We start from the raw sequence: 19,663 nt of genomic DNA, 5'->3' as shown, positions 1-19,663 counted from the left end.
CCCTCCATAAACTCTCAAAGGGATGACGAGATGGATCTCCAGATCAACAAAAAACAATACAAGGTAGATTCGTCTGCTGACACTCCGCTGCTTTGGGTCATACGCGATGAGCTTGGCCTAACCGGAACGAAATACGGCTGCGGCTTGGCTCAATGTGGTGCTTGCTCGGTGCTGATTGACGGCCAGATCGTACGGTCCTGCGTGACACCGGTTGAAAGTGCCGTTGGTCGCCAGATCACGACAATCGAAGCGATCGAGGAAGACCCGATTGGCAAGCAGATCGTCGCCAAATGGGTCGAACATCAAGTTCCCCAATGTGGTTACTGCCAATCCGGGCAGGTGATGGCCGCCACCGCATTGCTCAAGGAAAACCCCAAACCGACCTACGAGGACGTCGCTGCTGCGATGGTCAATCTCTGTCGCTGCGGCACATACAATTTCATCAACGCCGCAATCAGGGACGTTGCTGGTCTGAAAGAGGACGCAGCATGAACGACCTCCCGAAAATCACCAACCTCTCGCGGCGCGGATTTCTGGGAGCCGTCGGAGGCTTTACGCTGACGGTGGCACTTCGTCCCGAGCCAGCCGCGGCACAAGCAGCCATCACGCCGGAGTCAGCCGCGGTGGCACCTCCGGGTGCTCCGTTCAATCCGTTTACTGCACTCCTGCAGATTCGTCCTGATAGCTCCGCCTTCCTGCAAGTCCCGGTGACGGAAGGGGGCCAGGGAATCTTCACGGGTCTTGCACAGGTCGTAGGCGAAGAGCTTGATCTCGATCCGGCGCGCTTCTTGGTTCAGGTTGCTGTTCCTGGTCCCGAGATCAAGGCGCTAGGATCGCGGCTCAGTACCGGCGGCAGCAGCTCCATGTGGCGAAACTTCCTTCCAATGCGGCGAATGGGTGCCACGAGCAGGGCGATGCTGATGCAAGCCGCCGCCTTGCGCCTCGACGTCGATGTCGAAACGCTGTCGACTGGCGGCGGGAAGGTTATCCATGTCCCTTCCGGCCGCAGCTTTGATTACGGTGATCTAGCAGCAGAAGCCGCCGCACTTCCAATTCCTACCGACGTTCCACTGCGCTCCGACGATAGTTTCCGCTGGATTGGAAAATCAGTTCCGCGGATCGATATGCACGATAAATCCACGGGCAGGGTGGTCTACAACATCGACAAGACCGTCGAGGGTATGCTTCAGGCAGCCGTAAAGCATGCTCCGCGCCTCGGCATGCAGCCTCGACATTTGTTGAACGAGAGTGCGGTCCGGGCGATGGCCGGCGTTCATTCCGTGCATATGCTGCCGGGATGCGTTGCCGTCGTCGCGGATCGTTGGTGGCATGCGCGTCGTGCCGTCGAGTCGCTCGTCGTAGAATGGAAAGAGGCGGAAAGCGACACGCCACGTCCAATGCCCGCTGATTTCTCAACGGAGAAGTTGAGAGACGACATGCTCAACGCACCCGGTCCCGGCTTTGTAGCGGAGACGGCGGGAGATGCGGCTGCGGCTTTGTCCTCGGCGTCTAAAACCCTTGAGGCAGTCTATGACGCGCCATTCCTTGCACATGCGCAGTTGGAGCCACCTTCGGCGATTGCTTCGTGGAATGAGGCAGACGGGTCTCTCGAACTATGGTTGTCAAACCAGGCGCAATTGTTGTTTCAGGAGGCTGCGGCGAAGGTTGCCGGGATAGAGCCAGAGAAGGTCACACTGCATTCACCTATGCTCGGTGGCTTCTTCGGACGCTACTTCTTTTACGATGAGAGCAACCCATATCCTCAGGCAATCCTGCTGTCCAAGGCAGTCGGTCGTCCGGTGAAAGTGATCTGGACCCGCGAGGAGGAATTTTTGCGTGACGCGTTCAGGCCGGCCGCGCTTGTACGCTTCAAGGCCGGGCTGGACGTAGCGGGAATGCCGGTCGCCCTCCATTCAGAATCGGTTTCCGACGGACTTTACGCACGAATGTATGGCGCGTCCTACGATAAGTTCGATCCAACAGTGGTCGAGGGCATTGCCAAGAAAGTCTACAACTTTCCGAACCGCAGCATTTCGCACGTCATGCATCGGTATCCTCCGATGATCGGTGCGTGGCGATCGGTTGGCCACTCCTTCAATGACTTCTTCATGGAGAGCTTCACCGACGAGATGGCTGACGCAGGGGGTATAGATCCCTTCGAGTTGCGCCGACGGCTTGTTGCGCACAGTCCGCGGCATGCTGCTCTGCTCGAGGCGGTCGGAGACTTGTCGGGGGGGTGGCGCCGCGGGCCGTTCACGGCTGACGACGGTAGCCAGCGGGCTCGTGGCGTTGCGATGGCTTCGCCATTCGGCACGGAGATGGCGACGATCGCCGAGGTCTCCATCGTTGAAGAAAGCGTCAAGGTCCACGATATCTGGGTGGCGATCGATCCCGGCCGTGTGATCAACCCGGCCATTGTCGAAGCGCAGATGAATTCTGCTGTCGCCTTGGGTCTTTCTTCGGCGCTCCTCGAGGAGGTCGTTTACGAAAACGGCGAGCCACGAGCACGCAATTACGATCTTTATCCGATCCTCCCCCCGAACCGCATGCCGCGAGTGCACGTACGCATAGTCGAGAGCAACGCCCCCATGACCGGGGTGGGAGAGCCGGGCGTGCCCGGTGTGCCGCCGGCGGTCGTCAATGCGGTCGCAGCGCTCACTGGGCGCCGCGTTCGTCGCCTGCCGTTGTCGCGCTCTAGCTTCGGCTGGAAAGCATAGCTCGGCGCCGTGGGCTTCTGATCATCATTCACATTGAGACCGCGCCTGCTGATCACTCGACCGGTCAGCAGGCCGGGCATTTTCCAATAAGGCGGATTTCCCGTTGAGAAAAATTGTCATCATCGTCGCATTCCTCATCGTCATTGTTGCGGCGGTACTAGCGTGGTTCGTGTCACGTCTGCCTTCGTCGCCGTTTGACACCGTCGCGGACGCCGTCGCGCCTTCGGAAGAAGTGCTGCTGCATGGAGAGTACGTGGCGCGCCAAGGGGATTGCGTCGCCTGTCATAGCACGCCGCAATCCAAGCCGTTCGCGGGCGGTCTGGAAATGGGCACGCCGCTTGGCTCGATCTTCGCGACGAACATCACGCCCGATAAGACGACCGGAATCGGAAACTACACGCTGGCGGACTTCGATCGGGCTGTGCGCCACGGGGTCTCACCGGACGGCGCGAGACTATATCCGGCCATGCCTTATCCGTCCTACGTGAAAATGAGTGACGACGATATCCGTGCGCTCTATGCCTACTTCATGAACAAAGTGCCCCCGGTACAGCAGGTCAACCGAGAGTCGGAGATCAAATGGCCGCTAAACATGCGATGGCCACTGGCGCTTTGGAACGTTGTATTTACGGACAAGGGTACTTACGCGGCCAAGTCGTCGGAGGACGAGATGTGGAACCGCGGCGCCTATCTGGTTCAGGGTGCGGGACATTGTGGGAGCTGTCACACCCCCCGAGGTCTCGCGATGAACGAACTGGCACTTGATGACAGCAGTGGTCGTTTCCTCTCTGGTGCGCTGCTTGACGGATGGTATGCACCCAGCTTGCGAAACGATCCTAATACGGGGCTCGGGCGCTGGAGCGAGGACGACGTCTTCACTTTCCTGAAGACTGGCCGCAATCAGCACGCTGTCGTGTTCGGATCGATGGCAGAGGCATTCAATAATTCCACGCAGTTCATGACGGACGTGGATCTTAGGTCGATCGCTCACTATCTGAAGTCGCTGCCGGGCGATCCGCAGCGCGATGGAACGCCTTGGAAGTACGACGATGCCAGCGTTGCAAAACTCTCCGTCAGCAGTCGCGGAGCCGTTCCTGGTGCACAGACCTTCGCTGCAAAGTGTGGTTTCTGCCACGGCGTCGACGGACGGGGCCAAAACCAGTGGATCCCACCCTTGGCCGGCTCGGCTTCGTCTTTGATCAACGAGACCGACTCCCAGATCAATGTGACGCTAAACGGTTCCAGCCGCGTAGTGGCCAATGGAATTCCAGACAGCTATCGGATGCCGTCGTACCGCAATCAGTTAAGGGATGGCGAGATCGCCGATGTGCTGTCGTTTGTCCGCTCCTCCTGGGGTAACAACGGCGGAAAAGTTACCGCTGATGAGGTGAGAGCTCTTCGCGAGCACACTGATCCCGCGAGCAGCAACCCGATCGTGCTTCAGATGCGGTAGCGCTTCGAGCGCTCGTCGAGCCCGGCTGTCTTGCCTTCGGCGTTCCCGAGATCGATGCGATTCCGGCCGGCGTTGGCTTGGTTTACGGCGCATTGCATGAGTTCGCAGGCGGCGGGGCAGGGACTGTTGATGGCGCCGCCGCAGCAAGGGGCATCCATTGGAAGCGATGGTATAAAGGTCGAAAGGGAAAGCAATCGCAGCATCCGAAAACGCGAAAATGATAAATTCAAATGTTAGCTGGCGACAGCTGGTGATTTGCCGACACATGTGGGACCTTGTTCGGACAGATTGTCAGTCCTGTGTAACGCGATCAACAGCCGGCTTCTGGTCGCAGAACCTGCGACCAGAAGAGTTGGATTGTCAGGTAGCCGATGCCGACGGGCGTCGCCTCGAAGTGATAAACCCAAGAAAGATGACGAGAACGATCCCCGCTCCCACCGCAGTTGCGGGCAGGATGTAGGGCTGCATTTTCGCGAGCATTGGCACGGGGCCACCGGCGCGTGCAACGGCGACATCGTCTATTGTCACTTGTGCCTTCGGATTGCCGAAGCGCTTGAGCACATAGTTTGAGATATCGGCGATTTGCTTGTCGCTCAGCGAGGTGACATAGGAGCCCGGGCCAAAGCTCGGCATGAGCACCTCGTGTTCGCCTGTCGTCCGCTCGACGCCATTGAGAATGGCCGCGACGAGATTGGCGGGCTCGCCGGCTCCGGTCGCCGTATTGTGGAACAGCGATGGATAAGCCTGGTTATCGCTTCCTGTGCCGTCCGGCTGATGGCAGCTTGCGCAATAGCCGCTATAGAGTTCCTCGCCGTTGCGAAGGCTGTTGTGCTCGTTTGGTCCGTATACGCCCCGGATATTCGCTTCATCGCTATGGGCGGTGCCAAACGCATGGGCCGGCTGGGCGTCGGCCTGATCACGAATGGCTGGCACCGTTTTCAGATACTTCGCAAGAGAGCCGAGATCGCTTTCGGGGAGGTATTGCAGGCTGTTCTGAATGGCTTCGGCCATCCCGCCCGCTGCCTGGTTCTTCCCATCGGCGTGGCCGGTGCGGAAATACTGGACGAGTTCGTCGTCGCTCCATCCGCCGATACCGCTTATGGGATCAGAGGTGATGTTCGGCGCATACCAGGGACCAACGAAGCCGCCGCCGAGGAAGGCACTGCCGTCTTCGCCCATCAGCAGGCCGCGCGGCGTGTGGCACGAGCTGCAGTGGCCGAGCGCGCCGGCGATGTAGGCGCCGCGGTTGATCTCGGCGCTCTTCGTCGTGTCTTCGACATAGGGCTGCTTGTGTGCGTAGAGCAGATTCCATCCCGCCATCGACAAGCGGATGTTGAACGGGAAGGGCAGGGCCGTTTCCTGCTTTGGCGCGGTATCGACGGGCTCCACGCCGTTCATGAAATAGGTATAGAGCGCGTGGATATCGTCGTCCGTCATCTCCGCATAGGCGCTATAGGGCATGGCCGGATAGAGGTGAGCTCCATCCTTGCGGATACCGAGGCGCACGGCCCTCGAGAAATCCGCTTCGCTATAGTTGCCGATACCGGCAGTCTTCGAGGGCGTGATGTTGGTCGAGAAGATCGTGCCGAGTGGCGAGACGATCCCGTATCCGCCGGCGAAAGGCTTGCCGGTTTTCGGGACTGTATGGCATGCCATGCAATCCGCGCCGGTCGCGACCATGCGACCCTTTTCGATCAGCGCGGCCTGAGGCTCAGAAGCGGATTGAGCGAAGGCTTGGCTCGCGCCCCCCGCGACAGTGCCGAGCAGCAGTGCGGCCAGCGCGGCATTCTTCATCTTGTGTCGTGTCGGCATCGTCATGCTCCCAGCGCGTGAGAGATGTCGTCGGCCGCCTTTATGCCGAGCGCCGCCATTGTCAGTGTGCTGTTGACCACGCTGGCCGAGGGAATGGCCGAACCGCCGGCGATCCAGAGGTTGGCGTGGTCGTGTGCACGGCAGTTTCCATCGACGACCGAGGAAGCCTTGTCGCTGCCCATGATCGCGCCGCCCATGATGTGGTTGTTGGCGTTGAGCGATTTGGTGATGTTGACCTCGGTCGCATTGAAGAGCGAGGCGATGTGCTGCAATTGCAGGACAGCCGCGTCATAGCCTTTGCGGACATAGTCACCGACATCGTAGTAGACATCGGGGCAAGGAATGCCGTGCGGATCCACGCGCGTCTTGCTCAGCGTGACGCGGTTCTTGGGATCCGGGAGAGGCTCAAGACTGATCGACAAATCGACACCGTGGATCGTGCGCTTGCGAATTTCAGCATCGAGTTCGGCGCCAACCAGCCCCTGCTTGAGCGCCGCGCTTGTCGCTCCTGTCACCTGCGTGATGTTGTTCAGGATCATCTTGTTGGCGGAGTATTCCGAACGGAACGCGCCGTCGCGCGGGCCAACCAGACAGCTGCTTTGAGCAGGGCCGCGGCCGATCCAAAGCGGTTCTTCCGCCTGGAAGAAGCAATGGAAACCGGAATGGTCCATCATGTTGCGACCAACTTGATCGGACGAGTTGGCGATACCGGCTGGATTGCGCTCATTGGCGGCTGCCAGCAGCAAACGTGGCGATTCCATCGAGTTGCAGGCGATGACAAAGGCTTCGCCCGTCGCCTTGTGGGAACGATGCTCGTTGTCGTACCAGTGGACGGCGGTAACCCGATTGTTCTCGTCCGTATCGATCTTGTAGACGACGGACTCGGCAAGCACGACCGCGCCCTTGGCTTCAGCCGATTGGACCGAATGGATGCCGTTATACATGGCGCCGATCGGACAGATGGGCTGGCAGTTGTTGTTACCGCAGCAGGTCGGTCGGCCGTTCCACGGACGCGTGCTGCGGCCCTGCGGGATCGGCACCGAACGGTAGCCATGAGCATTGACGATTTCCGCGAAGCGCTTGTCGCCATAGCTCCACGGCACCATGTCCATCGGGTAGGGCCGACTGCGCTCGGCGGGTGATTGCAGCGCCGGGTCGTTTGGTCCAGCGACCCCCATGGCCTCTTCGGCGCGACAGTAATACGGCTCGAGTTCGTCGTAGGAGATCGGCCAGTCGATGCCGACGCCGTAGGTGGAGCGCATCTTCAGGTCGACGGGCAGGTGCCGCCAGCTGGAGGCCGCCCAATGCCAGGTCGTGCCGCCGACGGTCTTCAGATACCCCTGCTTGAAGCCTTTGCCGTCAGGGCCGGACAGTTCCACATAGTTGTTCTCTGGCCAATAGAGAGGCGCGGGTGCCCATTTCGACTGTGGGTAGAGGCCCTGGAAGTCAGAGCCGGCGCGGTTCTTGAACGGCATGTTTCGCCAGTTCTCGACTGCCTGGGCGCGCTCGATGCGAAGCCCTGCATCCAGAACCAGAACACTTTTTCCCTCGCCGGCCAGTTGATCCGCGATCAGAGCGCCGACAACGCCGGAGCCGACAATCACGACGTCGGCCGTCGCATCGCCGTTCGAAAAGACGGGAGATTTCATGATCAAAGCACTTTCGGATTGTTGATTGGCATGCGGGTTATTTCCGGCGGCAGGCCGGTCCACCACATCGGACCCTTGTTGCAGTAGGTCGGCACGGTGAGCCCATCTTCGACGGGGCGATACATCAGCGCGTCCTTGTAGGCGACGACCACGGGCCCCTTCTTCGTATCGACGGTGCCGGTGTACCAAGCGGTCAGAATGGCAAGCAGAAGATCGCCGTGACCTGCGTGCTCGGCGGCCTGCTTGAAGGCGCTGGCATCCGGCTGTGCGCCGGCGAGAACGGCTAGGGCAGCTACCTGTTCTGCAAGATCGGGATGATCGGACAACAGCGCCTCGTAAATCCGGTCCGATGTGGTTCCCGACAGCAAAGGCTTTGCGGTGATCGCCGTGGAGACGGCGTAGAATTGCGGGCTCTTGGCCGGGGCTACTTCCTGCGCCCACGGCGCGGACGGCAATGCGGCGGACAGAACCAGCGCGGCCGTGCCTGAAAGCAAGGATCGTCGGCTTACTTGTGGAGCCAGATGCCAGCTGTCGGCCGGCGTTTCAGAGAGACTGTTCATAGTGTATCGCTCCAGAAGGCATGCGGGATTGCGCCCGCAATGCCATCGGCAAGGTGGTTGTGATCGAGGAATCGATTTCGGCGCGACGTCCATTTCACAGGGAGGCGAGGGTCGAAATGACGCAGCTCTTTTCGTATTTAGATCGATCTAAGTCAATGCATCATTGTTGCATGTGCGAAATGCGCGCGCTGCAATGCAGCGAGGTCGAACGGCTTTCCTATTTCGGTGGACCGCATGGGTGAAGGTCGTATAGGCAAGGACACGCTCGACCCGGAGGAGTGCTGTGTGGCAAAAAATCCTGAAATCCATCGCCAGGTTACGCTGATTGATGTCGCCAGTGAAGCGGGCGTCTCGCGTGCAACGGCTTCGCTTGTCATCCGGGAAAGCCCGCTGGTCTCATCCGAGACCCGCAAAAAGGTCGAGGCGGCGATCGAGAAGCTTGGCTATATTCGCAACCTGACTGCGGCCCGGTTGAGGGCAGGTCAGAGCCGGGTGGTCGGCCTCGTCGTCCCCAATCTTTCCAACCCATTCTTCTCCAGGCTGCTGGCCGGCATCGAAGAGATCCTTGATGAGGCTGGTCTCGCGGTGCTTCTTGCCAACAGCCATGACGATCTCGGCAGGCAGCACGACGTGCTGCGCCGGATGCGCGAGCATGGCGTGAATGGTGTCATTGTCTGCCCCGCCGCCGGCACGCAGGAGAATTGGCTGGCGCAAAACGCGCTCGGGCCGATGCCGATCGTTCAGGTGCTGCGCCACGTCACTGATCAGCTTGATTATGTCGGGGTCGACTACGGCCTAGGGGTGCGGCAAGCCGTCAATTACCTCGTGGGCCTGGGGCATTTTCAGATTGTCTTTGCGGTTCACGGCGCCATGCATTCTGCGTATCGGGAACGCGTGGCCGGTTTTTCGGCGGCGATGGAAGAGCATTCACTGAGCGGTGATTCGCTGCTGGTCATGCCCATGCGGTTGACCGACATTCCGGCCGCCACGAAGTCCATCTTCGAGTTCAGCCCAAGTTGCACGGCGACATTATGCTTCAATGATGTCATCGCGATCGGCCTATCGGCCGGCCTTTATGATCTCGGCCTTGCGGTCGGTCGTGATCACTCGCTCGTGGGTTTCGACGACGTGCATAACGGCGAAATCATCCGGCCGCCCATCACTTCCGTTGCCACGCACCCGAACGAGATTGGCCGTATGGCGGGAATAAGGATGCTGGAGCGGCTGAAAGATCTAGCCCAGCCCTCACAACGGGCAGTGTTGGATCCAGACCTGATGGTTCGACAATCATGCGGCCGCCCACGCCAAACGGTTATTGATTAGGTTTATGGGATTAGACTGCAAAAAAACTGCTAGAGCACGAGCATGCACACGGACCTTGCAGTAGCGCGCGACGCTAGGACCGATCGACATTTAGCGCAATGCCCGAAGTGCTCATCTGGTTGACGCATCGCTCGACGTATTGCGCTGTTTGTAGACGGTTCATACGTGTGGGACTATGATTTTGCACGAACGATTTGACGGGATAACAGCTTCGTCTCCCATTTTTGCGATGGTTTCCCGAATACCCGTTCCGCATCTAGGTTCCATAATTCTGGTTATGCCACAAATGTGGTATACAGGGGGCAGATTCCATTTTCAAATGCAACGAGGACAATAATGGCCATGGTTTCAGGAGGATGGAATGGCCCGCTCTTTTGTGCAGTTGAGTTTGGATGAACGCCGCATCATCGCGCGGATGCATGAGAAGAAGATCAGTCAAGCGGAGATCGCGCGCGCCCTTCGCCGCGATCGCTCAACGATCTGCCGGGAACTGCGACGCAATTTCTGGCGTGATCGTGACGTTCCGATTGCCGAAGGATACTGGCACGTCACTGCACATGGGATGGCGGTCGACCGGCGCCGCAAATACCGTAAGCTGCTGCGCGATCCTGGTCTGTGTGCTGCCGTGATAGATCGCTTGAAGGATGGCTGGTCTCCGGAACAGATTTCCGGGCGGCTGCGGCTTGCCGGTGGTGCCGCCACCCGGCTGAGCCATGAGACAATTTATCAGTACGTCTATTCGCAGGAAGGCCAGGATCAGCAATTGGCGCGTCACCTGCCTGAACGACGCCGCAGACGGCGGCCGAGATATGCACGCAAGCCAAGAAACCTCGTATTTCCAATGGAATGCGCCATTCGCAACAGACCTGACATCATCAATTCCCGAAGTGAATTCGGTCACTGGGAAGCGGATCTGATGATCTTCAGAAAGGAGCATGGCGCCGCAAACATCGCCACCGTCGTGGAGCGCAAGAGCCGTTACACTCTGCTGTTTCGCAACAATGACCGGCGCTCGAAGCCGATCATGAACCAGTTGATCCGGCATCTCGCACCCCTGCCCGTCCAAGCCAGGCAAAGCCTGACATTCGATCGAGGACTGGAGTTCGTGTCATGGCGCGAGCTCGAGCACGGCATGGGAACGACCGCCTGGTTCTGCGACCCCCAGGCTCCCTGGCAGAAGGGCACGGTCGAGAACACAAACAAGCGTGTTCGACGATACCTGCCGCCAGAAACGGTCGTGCTGGATGTCAGCAATCAGGAGATCCGTTCCCTGTGTAACAGGCTGAATGACACGCCGCGCAAGTGCCTAGGATTTCAAACGCCAAGGGAGATGTTCAGCAGACATCTATTGGCTCTGGAAAGGCAATGCGTGTAGGTTTCGAAGTAGCGTTGCATTCAAGTTGGAACCAGCACAGATACCGCTACCGCGCCCCCTCCCTGCTCCCGACTACGATTTCATCTCCGGTGCACATCCTCGTCCTCAACGCGCGTACCGCGCGTTGGCCTTTCTGGAGGTCTCTAGTCAAACAGGTCCCCGTTCGGCACGGAAGTTTTAAATCGGTTTTAAAAAAAAGATGACCTTCAAGCTAATCGATTTTAATTTGTTTACTAAAAATTTCTTGTTGCAATGCGGAATAAATATCCAGCTAATCCTTCCCACAATAGGCACAAGGAGGTTTAGTCTTGGTCGTAAGTTTCCCACTAAGCGAAAAGCGGAATGCCGAGGAATTGCTCAAACACCTGGCTGCATACAAGCTCACCTGCCCAGGTAATTGCGCCGTGTCCGTCAAGACGCTCGTTGCACATGTGAGTTCTTCGCATCCATACGCACTAGGAACTGCACGAACCGCATGGTGATGGGCGATCAACAGTTTAACATCAATCACAGTGGACTTTGAGCTGACTGGAGCACGACATGTGGCCCGCCTTTCACCGGCTCCTAGGCTACGTGGTTAGTCGCTGTTTTCTTTCTGGAACTAGGAGCGACTAGAACGATCGCGATGTTCGGAATACGTCTGCGGCGTCGTCCAAGCTATCTAAGGGCAAAGGCCTCACGGGCGGATTCCACGTTGCGCCTGTTCCCCGATCTCTGAGAAGAAGAGAACACAGGTTACTCCATCGCAGATCGGTCCTCCTGTCGTCGCTTTCGCTCAATCGCCGCCTGCGCGATTCCGGCTGTTCGTCCTTCGCAGGGCAGTTGCCCCGCTTGTCCTGCCCAGCAGGGATGCTCGGCCGCAGTTGCGGCAGTCCGGCCGCGCCGCGGTCCGGGGGGTGTCTTCGAGAAAAATGAAGACAGGAAGGGTCGGCATGGCGCCGGCCCGAAAATCTCCCGAAAGGACAGTCCCATGCAGATCAAGACGATCGATCCTCGCGCTCTGAAGGAAAATCCCGACCGCATGCGTCAGACCAAATCGTCGCCGCAGGCCGATGCGCTGATGCTGGCGACGATCAAGGCCGTCGGTATCGTCCAGCCGCCCGTGGTTGCGCCCGAGGTGGATGGTAGCAATGGCTACATCATTGATGCCGGGCATCGTCGCGTACGCCTCGCGATCGAAGCCGGCCTCGAGGAGATAGAGATACTCGTCGCGGATGCCTCAGATGACAACGGCGCCATGCGCTCGATGGTCGAAAACAGCGTCCGTGAAGCGCTAAATCCGGTCGACCAATGGCGCGGCATCGAGCGGCTGGTCGCACTCGGCTGGACCGAAGAAGCGATCGCTGTCGCGCTGGCACTGCCTGTGCGCCAGATCCGCAAACTGCGGCTTCTAGCGAACGTCTTGCCGGCGATACTGGAACAGATGGCGCTGGGCGACATGCCGTCCGAGCAGCAACTTCGGATCATCGCAGCTGCCGGCGAGGCCGAGCAAAAGGAGGTCTGGAAGGCGAATAAGCCGAAGAAGGGCGACACTGCAGCCTGGTGGACGATCGCCAATGCGCTGAGCAAAAAGCGCATGTACGCCAAGGATGCGAGCTTCGGCGACGATCTGCGCGAGGCCTACGGCATCGAGTGGGCAGAGGATCTGTTCGCGCCGGCTGATCAGGACAGCCGCTACACCACTAACGTCGAGGGCTTTCTCGGCGCCCAACATGAATGGATGACCAACAATCTCCCGAAGCGCGGTGCGATCGTCGAGGTCAACAACTGGGGCCAGCCGGAACTGCGGAAGAAGGCCAGCCAGGTCTACGGCAAGCCCTCGAAATCCGATCAAACCGGCCTCTATCTCGATCGCGACGGCAAGGTTCAGACAGTCCACTTTCGCATGCCCGAGGCGGTCAAGCCGAAAGGCAGCGGTGCGAATGGTGCCAACGGTGTTGTCGACAGTGAAAATGGCTCGACTCCGAAGGTGCGTCCCGATGTCACTCAGAAGGGTCAGGACATGATTGGCGACTTCCGCACTGACGCCCTGCACGATGCCCTCGGTCGTGCTCCAATCGAGGATGATATGCTGATGGCACTGCTTGTGCTAGCATTCTCCGGCCAGAACGTCCGCGTCGACTCCGGCGCAGAAGGTGGTCTTTGTGGCGGTGCGCGCTTCGGCCGCCATGCGGCTCGCCTCCTCGCCGAGGACGGCAGGCTGTCCTTCGACATGGATACGGTTCACGTCGCAGCGCGCGGGGCCCTGATCGATGTACTCTCGTGCCGGCGCGGCATGTCGAATAGTGGCGTCGTGTCGCGTATCGCCGGCGAGGCAATCGGTGCGGACGGCTACCTGTCGAACATGGGAAGCGAGGAGTTCCTCACATCCCTCTCGCGTCAGGCGCTTGAAAGCGTCGCCAAGGATACCGGCCTGGAGCCGGGAGCACGCGTCCGCGAGACCCGCTCAGCTCTCGTCACCCACTTCGAAGGCGATGCGAACCTCGTCCATCCCTCTGCTCGGTTCGCGCCGGAGCGGACGGAGGTCTTCACCCTCCTCAAGCACCTTGATCACGACACCAGCCAGCAAGACGAAGTCGAGACCGAGGAGGCCGTTGCTGATGACGCGCATGCCGAGGTCGACGCCTCCGATGTCGTCGGGTCCGATGAGGAGCCCGGCACGCTCGACGTTCACGAAGCGGTTTACGGTATCGCGGCCGAATAATTGCAGCAATCCCTTCCAGCTTTTCAGAACCGCCGCCGGTTATCCCGGCGGCGGTTTGCTATCCAACACCGACCGATGGTGAAGGCAGGCACAATGCTGTATGCGTTGGGGCGGTCAACGACGTCTTTTGCGATGAGAGATACGCTATGATTTACAGAACCGGCTCCATTGCCACTGTCTGCCCACGATGCGGCAAACCTGCCTGACAATCTCCAAGCAAGGGAATCTGGTGTGGTCATTGCAAGAACGGATTGAAGAAGTAGACAGCGGCTTGTCAACGATGAAGCGGTAACTTCCGGCTTTGGCATCGACACGCAAATCGCTGTCAGTCACCCCGTGAGCGCCCGCCGCTGGGTACCGCTTCCAAGAAATCAGTTGCTCTAACTTGATAATCGGCGTGTCTGTCAGGCGGGCAAGAACTTCGGCACGCCAAGCTTACGATCGAAGTCGTTGAGCTTTGCCTCAGGACCAGTGTAGCCATAAAGACGGCGCGATCTGTGCCGCTCCATTATTGAGCGTCTAGCTGTCTCGATTGATTTTAGTCGTCGTAGCGGTCGAGCATTATCCGTAGTTGCTCGTTCTGCTCGAGCAGCTTCTGAGCGAGCCGTGATCGGAGGTCATTGATCTCAGCGTCAAGTTCTGCGGCTTGATCTCGATCTGACAACGGCGCTTGTGGCGCAGGAAGCTGCGCGGGCGGCACTGACCGAGTATCTCGGATTGCCGGCAACTGCTCTTTCGTCCGCTGCGTCTTTACCTGTCGCGCGAGTGGCTTCTGGGCTTTCGCATTGATTGTCGCGCGCCCGTCAATCACGTTCTCAACTGCAGCTACGGGATCCGTCGGCTCGGCGGGAGGCGGCGATGAGCCTCCCGGCGCTGGCTTTGTTCGCACAGGATCGGCGTCGGAAACACGCACTTGCTCTTCCGTTGCACCCACCGAGACTTGAGAGATTTGTGTATCAGGCGCTGTCAATTCCGCCGGCGGCTCAGTCGCAGTCGCGTTGTCACTAGGCTCGGAGGCGCCTGAGACGTCATCTGGTAGTGTCTGGACGTCTTCTGGCTTTCCGCGTGATGCGAAGCTCTTCAAAACCTGCCATGGCGATCTCATCGACCCAACTCCCGACTCGCTATCGTTACGAATTGTACCGAGCCGACGGCAGGGCTTGCAATGCGAGCCCTGCCTTTTGGTGTCGTTGGCCTCAGCTATTCATCTGGACTGCACGAAAGCGGTTCAGGCCTTTCCAAGCTTTTTGCGAAGTTCGGCATTTTCGGCGCGGAGCTTTTCCGACAGCGCCTTACGAAGCTTCTGGTTTTCTTCCTCAAGCTTCAGCAGTTCCGCAAAACCATCGATCGCGGCTGGTGCTGTCTCGACCTTGCGCGCACCAGGCTTGGCTGGCGGAGCTTTCGTGGCAGCTGCTGGCTTCTTCGGAGCGGCAGGCGTCTTGGCGACCGGTGCGCTGACAGCGGCTTCAGTTGCGGCTGCCTTCTTCTTGCCCGGGCCACGGGTTTTCTTCGCGGCCGTGCTCACCGAAGCGCCGACAGCGGCCTCCGCGGCGACCTTGGGCTTGCGCGGCGCGCGGGTCTTCTTTTCCTTGGACGCCGCAGGCGCTTCCGCAGGCGGGGTCTCGACTGTAGGGGACATGCTGGTTTCGTCAGCCATCGGTGTAATCCTTGAGATCGATAGATAGTTAGCGACCATGGTTAGTCACAGTAAGTATGCGTGAGATATGGTTTCCAACTTATTGACGAGAAAAGTGGGTCTCTTTTGCGGAATTCCTAGGGGCGGCTTTGCAGGTAGACCGAGCGGCCGGACGGGGGCAGTCGGTCCCGCCTTCCGCTGCAGCGGCGCTATGCTAAGGCTCCTGCGGCTGCCCTCGTTCCGTCCGCCCGCGGCGAGAATTCCCGAAATCCCGCCAAGGCGGCGCTATGCTGATTTCTCCGATACTCTTCATCGTCTCGTTCCGGCTCCCGGCGGACGCCGCTCGCCAGGATGGCCGGCTTATTTGCATTCTGGATTGGTTCGCCGGCCATGGAAAAAATGGTTCCATATATGCGTCTCGCGGCGCACGGTTTAATTCTGAGCGCTCATACTGTATCGATCATAGCGTATCTCGCGAGACAGTCGCGATCTGGAAAGTGCAAAAAGGGGATGATCTAATGGCTACCGGCACGGTAAAATTCTTTAACGACGAAAAGGGCTTCGGCTTCATCACTCCGGACGATGGCGGGGTGGATGTGTTTGTCCATGTGTCGGCCCTTTCGCGTGGCGGATCGCTTAGCCAGGGCGACAAGGTCGATTATGACATTGGGCAGGATCGAAAGACTGGGAAGTCGAAAGCTGAAAACGTCTCTGTCGTATAGCGGTTGACGGCGCTGGCACCAGCGGTGACAGCGCTCGTTTGGAAAGTTTGGCTGGCCCGGAACGCGATACGTTTGTCTTCCCGGCCAGCTTAGGGTGTTCTCCGCGAGAGCCTGGCGAACTCCTGCCTATCCCATCTCGGCGGGGGGACTGGATGGTTTGCGCAGGGTCCACTGTCGTGCGTGGCGCTAGCGTGCGACGCTATCGAAACACGCATGTTGGAGGCTGCGGATCAGCGATCCGCCGCTCCCGTACGTACCGCTTGGCGTGGCCAACGTTAGGTCGATCTTTTTCGATACAGCCAAAGCTGCGCGGGCGGGATGTTTCGCATCATGAATGCGATATGGCGCACCTCGTAGCCCGCAGGAAGTGACACAACCGGCGACAAAAGGCCGTAAGTTATCTGTACGACCGGTCGGCCAGCGGGGACGCGTTCAAGCAAATCGAGGACCAGTTCGCGTCGCTTAGCAGGGGGCAGGTGCAAGAGCGGTATAGCGGAAATGACGCAGTCGAACATCGCGTTTTTCTGCGCGCCCAATATAAGATCAAGCGCGAAGGCATCGCCGCATCGCACATCCACTGTCGGGAACTGCTCCCGAAGATGGCGACAGAACTCGGGTGAATACTCGATTGAAATGAGGTCCCTCGGTAGGACGCCCCGTGCCAAAATTGCCTTGGTGATAACACCTGTCCCTGGCCCGAGTTCAAGAACCGGTAGCCCCGAGGCAGCTTGGATGACACTCGCCATTCGGCTGGCGGTAGCAGAGGATGTTGGCGTGATCGCGCCGACCGCGGTTCGGTTCCGCTTCCATCCCTTTAGAAACTCGATTTCGTCCCTGAACCTCAATCCCACGCGCTGTCGTATGCTCAACGTCTGACTCCCTAAGGTTTTAGCGTTCGCGAAGTGATAGTCCAAACGCGACAAATACAAGTCCGTTGACGCCCGTTCTGGTTCGGCGATGAGGATTGATTGACTGAATCTGGGCCCAATTGCTCAATGACAGCACAAATCCTCAGGAGGCAGGTTTTTATGAGCGAGCAAACCAATCTCGTTCGGTGGCTCCTCGCCGTTTTGGCTGCCGCTTGCGAGCTGCCGGCCGCAAGGGAAGCTTTGCCGCGCCTCACTCCTATTTGTCAGATCCTCCAATTGCGCAGGCGCGCCCTTGCCGTCCTTGCTCTTCGCACCGGTTGGAAGCTTGTCTGTAAAATATCGGGAAGGAAAGGAAGGCCGGTCAACGTGGTCGGAAAAACAAATGACACGAGACGAGATCGAACAATTGAGGGAAAGGGTGGGCTGCCAGGTGGTTCTGGAGACCGCCGGGTTCGCCCTTGATGAAAAACAAAGTACGAAGCGCGCGATGAAGTATCGCCGTGGCAGCGAGATCATTATCGTCACGCACGCTGGACGGGGATGGTTTGATCCTCTCGGTGACGATAAGGGCGATGTGTTCGCGTTGGTGGCTGCGTTGGAGGGATGCGACTTCCTTGAGGGATGCGCGCGGATCGCCGCTCTATCTGGGTTTGCGCCGTCTGATGGAACCTCGGTAAGCAACGACCGCCGACCGTTGAACGAGGTCTCTATTACCGACAGTTGGGCAAGCCGGCGACCGCCGTGGCCGGGATCCGCAGTATGGCGTTATCTGCGGTTGGAGAGGTCCCTGCCCGCGTTCGTTATTCGAGCAGCGATCGACGAGGATCGCCTGCGCGAGGGACCTTATGGCAGCATGTGGGCGGCCCACACGGACGACATGGGAAGAATCAGTGGATGGGAAGGCCGCGGTGCTCAGTGGCGTGGGTTCGCTAAAGGTGGGAGTAAGATTCTGTTTCGCCTAGGCACCAGTCGAGCGAACCGGCTTTGTGTGACGGAGGCTGCGATCGATGCGATGAGCCTCGCCTCGATAGAGGGAGTGCGGGAGGAGACCGCCTACCTCAGCACCGGTGGGGGCTGGGCGCCGGCCACAGCGGAAGCGTTGCGCCGGCTTGGCGAGCGTCCCAACATTCAATTGGTAGCAGCGACCGATAACAATCCTCAAGGTGACGTCTTCGCAGATCGACTGCGCGCTCTGGCGGAGGATGTCGGCTGCTCATATCTTCGGCTGCGGCCGGCCGCCGATGACTGGAACGACGTGTTGAGACAGTCTGGAAGGTTCGCCTGACCTCCCTTTTCCTGAGGCATAGACGAGCCGTTTCGACCGTTAGTGTCTGTTCGGGTCGTTTCGAGACTGCTTCATTGGAAGATCGTTGGCGTCGGTGCTACGGACCACCCGTACACTGCCGCGTATTGCGAGCCAGATGCAGCTCAGCATGGCCGCCGGCATTCCCCATTCGAAGATCAATCCGGCATAGGTCGGCCACGGTTGCCCGGCGCTCAACCCGTCGATCAGATATCGGTATCCACCAAGGAGGAACGACAGCAGGGTTGCCCAACCGATAAGCAGGAGGGACAGATTGAGCGCCTTCAATTTGAACAACTCAGATGGCCCCCGCAACGGGATGTAACCGCGTTCCCGAGTGCGATCAATGAAGGTTGCAACACGCCGCGCGTCGTTGAAAAATCGATGTTCGGGGCCAACGATCCAGCTGCAAAGCACGTGACGAGCGATTGCCAGACTGAAAAAAATGGATGTGATCGCAAAGATCGAGGATGCAAATCCCTTGCCGTGAGTAGGGAACAAATCCACCAGCGGGACGCCGATAATCCAGATCGGCAGGGTCGCGCCCACCACCCGCAACGTGCCGAGATTGGCTTCGATGTTTCGAAGCCGACGAAGCTCGAAGATTGACTGCTGGGTCATTGAGGACTCCCGCCGGTTGGATTTCGGTGATCCATGTGATCGTCACAGTCTATGGTTTGTAGATGAGCCCGGCAACCGGCAATTTGTTTCATCCGGCCATTGAAATGCGTCGCCTCACGTCGTCGCTTGCCATTGACCTCGCAGCCACCGCATAGCTGCATTGCACAATAAATGTTTTCCAAATGGACAATATTCAGGCATAACGCCTACAGCTGATGCACATGACGGTCTCCTCCCAGTTCCGTCGCATTGGCTGTTCCCCTCTGGAGGTTTTTTTGACCTTCAAACTTTATGGGCCGCGGCTTTCGCCGTCGGCCCTTTTTTCTCCCTGCGACTCTGGCGTCGCACCGATGCGATCAGTTGCGTCAACAGACGCGCTCGCGGAATCGCTCTCCGCCGCCACCCTAGCCGGTAAACTCAGCTCAAGACGAGCGTACGCAAAACGCCCCTGCGTAAGGTGGCCGCCCTGGATGCCACCGAGCTTGGCGACGAACGAAAGTTGCCCCTGATGCATAGCTTGCGCTCCCTCGCCGTGATTGCTGGAAGCCTGCGCGAGCAACTTGAGATTGACCTTCGTCTGCGCTTTGATATTCACCTTCCTGATCGACAATCTGTGATCATGCGGGAGCACAAATTGACATTTGAAGAATTTTTTTCTGCTGGTCCGCGGATGCGAAACAAGTGGGTGCGCGAACCCGGCATTTCCATTTACATCCGCAAGTCGACAGGCTTTGGCCACAATGCGGACTACGAGCTCGCTTCGATGGAAGCGGACGTGCCGAGTAGTGGATCGCTGACGTAGTTCTTGGAAAGGTATGAGCCGACCTACAGTTTCTACATCGAGAACCTTCTGCACGAACAACTGGTGTCGTTTTTCGCGCGGCGGGGCTACCGTGTCGTCGGTGCGAACAGAGGCGAT

At 58.9% G+C, this 19,663-nt stretch carries 15 protein-coding genes and 1 pseudogene; 10 read left to right on the top strand and 6 right to left on the bottom strand.

Annotated elements, in window-relative coordinates; genetic code table 11:
* Positions 1-30: 30 nt before the first annotated feature.
* The 4 genes and pseudogenes from ACODTZ_RS17210 to ACODTZ_RS17195 all read left to right on the top strand — a co-directional run.
* Positions 31-492 (top strand): (2Fe-2S)-binding protein, encoded by a 462-nt coding sequence (locus ACODTZ_RS17210; protein WP_489026933.1) that lies wholly within the window; start codon positions 31-33, stop codon positions 490-492.
* On the top strand, positions 489-2,717 hold the full coding sequence (locus ACODTZ_RS17205; protein ID WP_489026932.1) for a xanthine dehydrogenase family protein molybdopterin-binding subunit: 2,229 nt from the start codon (positions 489-491) through the stop codon (positions 2,715-2,717). The genes ACODTZ_RS17210 and ACODTZ_RS17205 overlap by 4 nt, the downstream gene beginning before the upstream one ends.
* A 103-nt stretch (positions 2,718-2,820) precedes the next feature.
* Complete coding sequence (locus tag ACODTZ_RS17200) at positions 2,821-4,170, top strand: c-type cytochrome (protein ID WP_489026931.1); 1,350 nt, start codon at positions 2,821-2,823, stop codon at positions 4,168-4,170.
* A gap of 23 nt (positions 4,171-4,193) precedes the next feature.
* Positions 4,194-4,316, top strand: a pseudogene (locus tag ACODTZ_RS17195) (damage-inducible mutagenesis protein); the annotation flags it as partial.
* A gap of 214 nt (positions 4,317-4,530) precedes the next feature.
* Here the strand turns inward: ACODTZ_RS17195 and ACODTZ_RS17190 are convergent.
* The 3 genes from ACODTZ_RS17190 to ACODTZ_RS17180 are packed head-to-tail and all read right to left on the bottom strand — an operon-like array spanning position 4,531 to position 8,191.
* Complete coding sequence (locus tag ACODTZ_RS17190; protein WP_489026930.1) at positions 4,531-5,982, bottom strand: c-type cytochrome; 1,452 nt, start codon at positions 5,980-5,982, stop codon at positions 4,531-4,533.
* 2 nt (positions 5,983-5,984) lie between these two features.
* A complete protein-coding gene (locus tag ACODTZ_RS17185; RefSeq protein WP_489026929.1) occupies positions 5,985-7,631 on the bottom strand; it encodes a GMC family oxidoreductase in 1,647 nt (548 codons plus the stop codon).
* Positions 7,632-7,633: 2 nt separating this feature from the next.
* Positions 7,634-8,191 (bottom strand): sugar dehydrogenase complex small subunit, encoded by a 558-nt coding sequence (locus ACODTZ_RS17180; protein WP_489026928.1) that lies wholly within the window; start codon positions 8,189-8,191, stop codon positions 7,634-7,636.
* Between the two features lie 234 nt (positions 8,192-8,425).
* Between ACODTZ_RS17180 and ACODTZ_RS17175 the strand changes: the two genes are divergently transcribed.
* The 3 genes from ACODTZ_RS17175 to ACODTZ_RS17165 all read left to right on the top strand — a co-directional run bounded on the left by ACODTZ_RS17175 (position 8,426) and on the right by ACODTZ_RS17165 (position 13,593).
* The gene (locus ACODTZ_RS17175) at positions 8,426-9,514 is read left to right on the top strand and encodes a LacI family DNA-binding transcriptional regulator (protein WP_489026927.1); all 1,089 of its coding nucleotides are present in this window, start codon (positions 8,426-8,428) and stop codon (positions 9,512-9,514) included.
* Positions 9,515-9,875: 361 nt separating this feature from the next.
* A complete protein-coding gene (locus tag ACODTZ_RS17170) occupies positions 9,876-10,889 on the top strand; it encodes an IS30 family transposase (RefSeq protein WP_112983333.1) in 1,014 nt (337 codons plus the stop codon).
* 970 nt (positions 10,890-11,859) lie between these two features.
* The gene (locus tag ACODTZ_RS17165) at positions 11,860-13,593 is read left to right on the top strand and encodes a ParB/RepB/Spo0J family partition protein (protein ID WP_489026926.1); all 1,734 of its coding nucleotides are present in this window, start codon (positions 11,860-11,862) and stop codon (positions 13,591-13,593) included.
* Positions 13,594-14,821: 1,228 nt separating this feature from the next.
* Here the strand turns inward: ACODTZ_RS17165 and ACODTZ_RS17160 are convergent.
* Positions 14,822-15,250, bottom strand: coding sequence for a hypothetical protein (locus ACODTZ_RS17160; RefSeq protein WP_489026925.1), 429 nt, complete (start codon positions 15,248-15,250; stop codon positions 14,822-14,824).
* A gap of 497 nt (positions 15,251-15,747) precedes the next feature.
* Here ACODTZ_RS17160 and ACODTZ_RS17155 point away from each other — a divergent pair, with 497 nt between their 5' ends.
* Positions 15,748-15,951 (top strand): cold-shock protein, encoded by a 204-nt coding sequence (locus ACODTZ_RS17155; RefSeq protein ID WP_209234277.1) that lies wholly within the window; start codon positions 15,748-15,750, stop codon positions 15,949-15,951.
* A 275-nt stretch (positions 15,952-16,226) separates the two neighbouring features.
* On the opposite strand, the gene pmtA is transcribed toward ACODTZ_RS17155, so the two are convergent.
* Positions 16,227-16,820 carry a phospholipid N-methyltransferase PmtA gene (gene pmtA / locus ACODTZ_RS17150; RefSeq protein WP_209234016.1) on the bottom strand — a complete coding sequence of 198 codons (594 nt, stop codon included), beginning with the start codon at positions 16,818-16,820 and terminating at the stop codon, positions 16,227-16,229.
* Positions 16,821-17,202: 382 nt separating this feature from the next.
* Here pmtA and ACODTZ_RS17145 point away from each other — a divergent pair, with 382 nt between their 5' ends.
* Positions 17,203-18,105, top strand: coding sequence for a DUF3991 and toprim domain-containing protein (locus tag ACODTZ_RS17145; RefSeq protein ID WP_489026924.1), 903 nt, complete (start codon positions 17,203-17,205; stop codon positions 18,103-18,105).
* 39 nt (positions 18,106-18,144) lie between these two features.
* Here ACODTZ_RS17145 and ACODTZ_RS17140 read toward each other — a convergent pair whose 3' ends face one another.
* The gene (locus ACODTZ_RS17140) at positions 18,145-18,744 is read right to left on the bottom strand and encodes a hypothetical protein (RefSeq protein WP_489026923.1); all 600 of its coding nucleotides are present in this window, start codon (positions 18,742-18,744) and stop codon (positions 18,145-18,147) included.
* Between the two features lie 457 nt (positions 18,745-19,201).
* Here ACODTZ_RS17140 and ACODTZ_RS17135 point away from each other — a divergent pair, with 457 nt between their 5' ends.
* Positions 19,202-19,546 carry a hypothetical protein gene (locus ACODTZ_RS17135; RefSeq protein ID WP_489026922.1) on the top strand — a complete coding sequence of 115 codons (345 nt, stop codon included), beginning with the start codon at positions 19,202-19,204 and terminating at the stop codon, positions 19,544-19,546.
* Positions 19,547-19,663 lie beyond the last annotated feature (117 nt).

Source organism: Rhizobium sp. FG113 (assembly GCF_057809895.1).
Note: the sequence above shows the minus strand (reverse complement) of the source record. Positions and strands in the feature narration are given on the sequence as shown.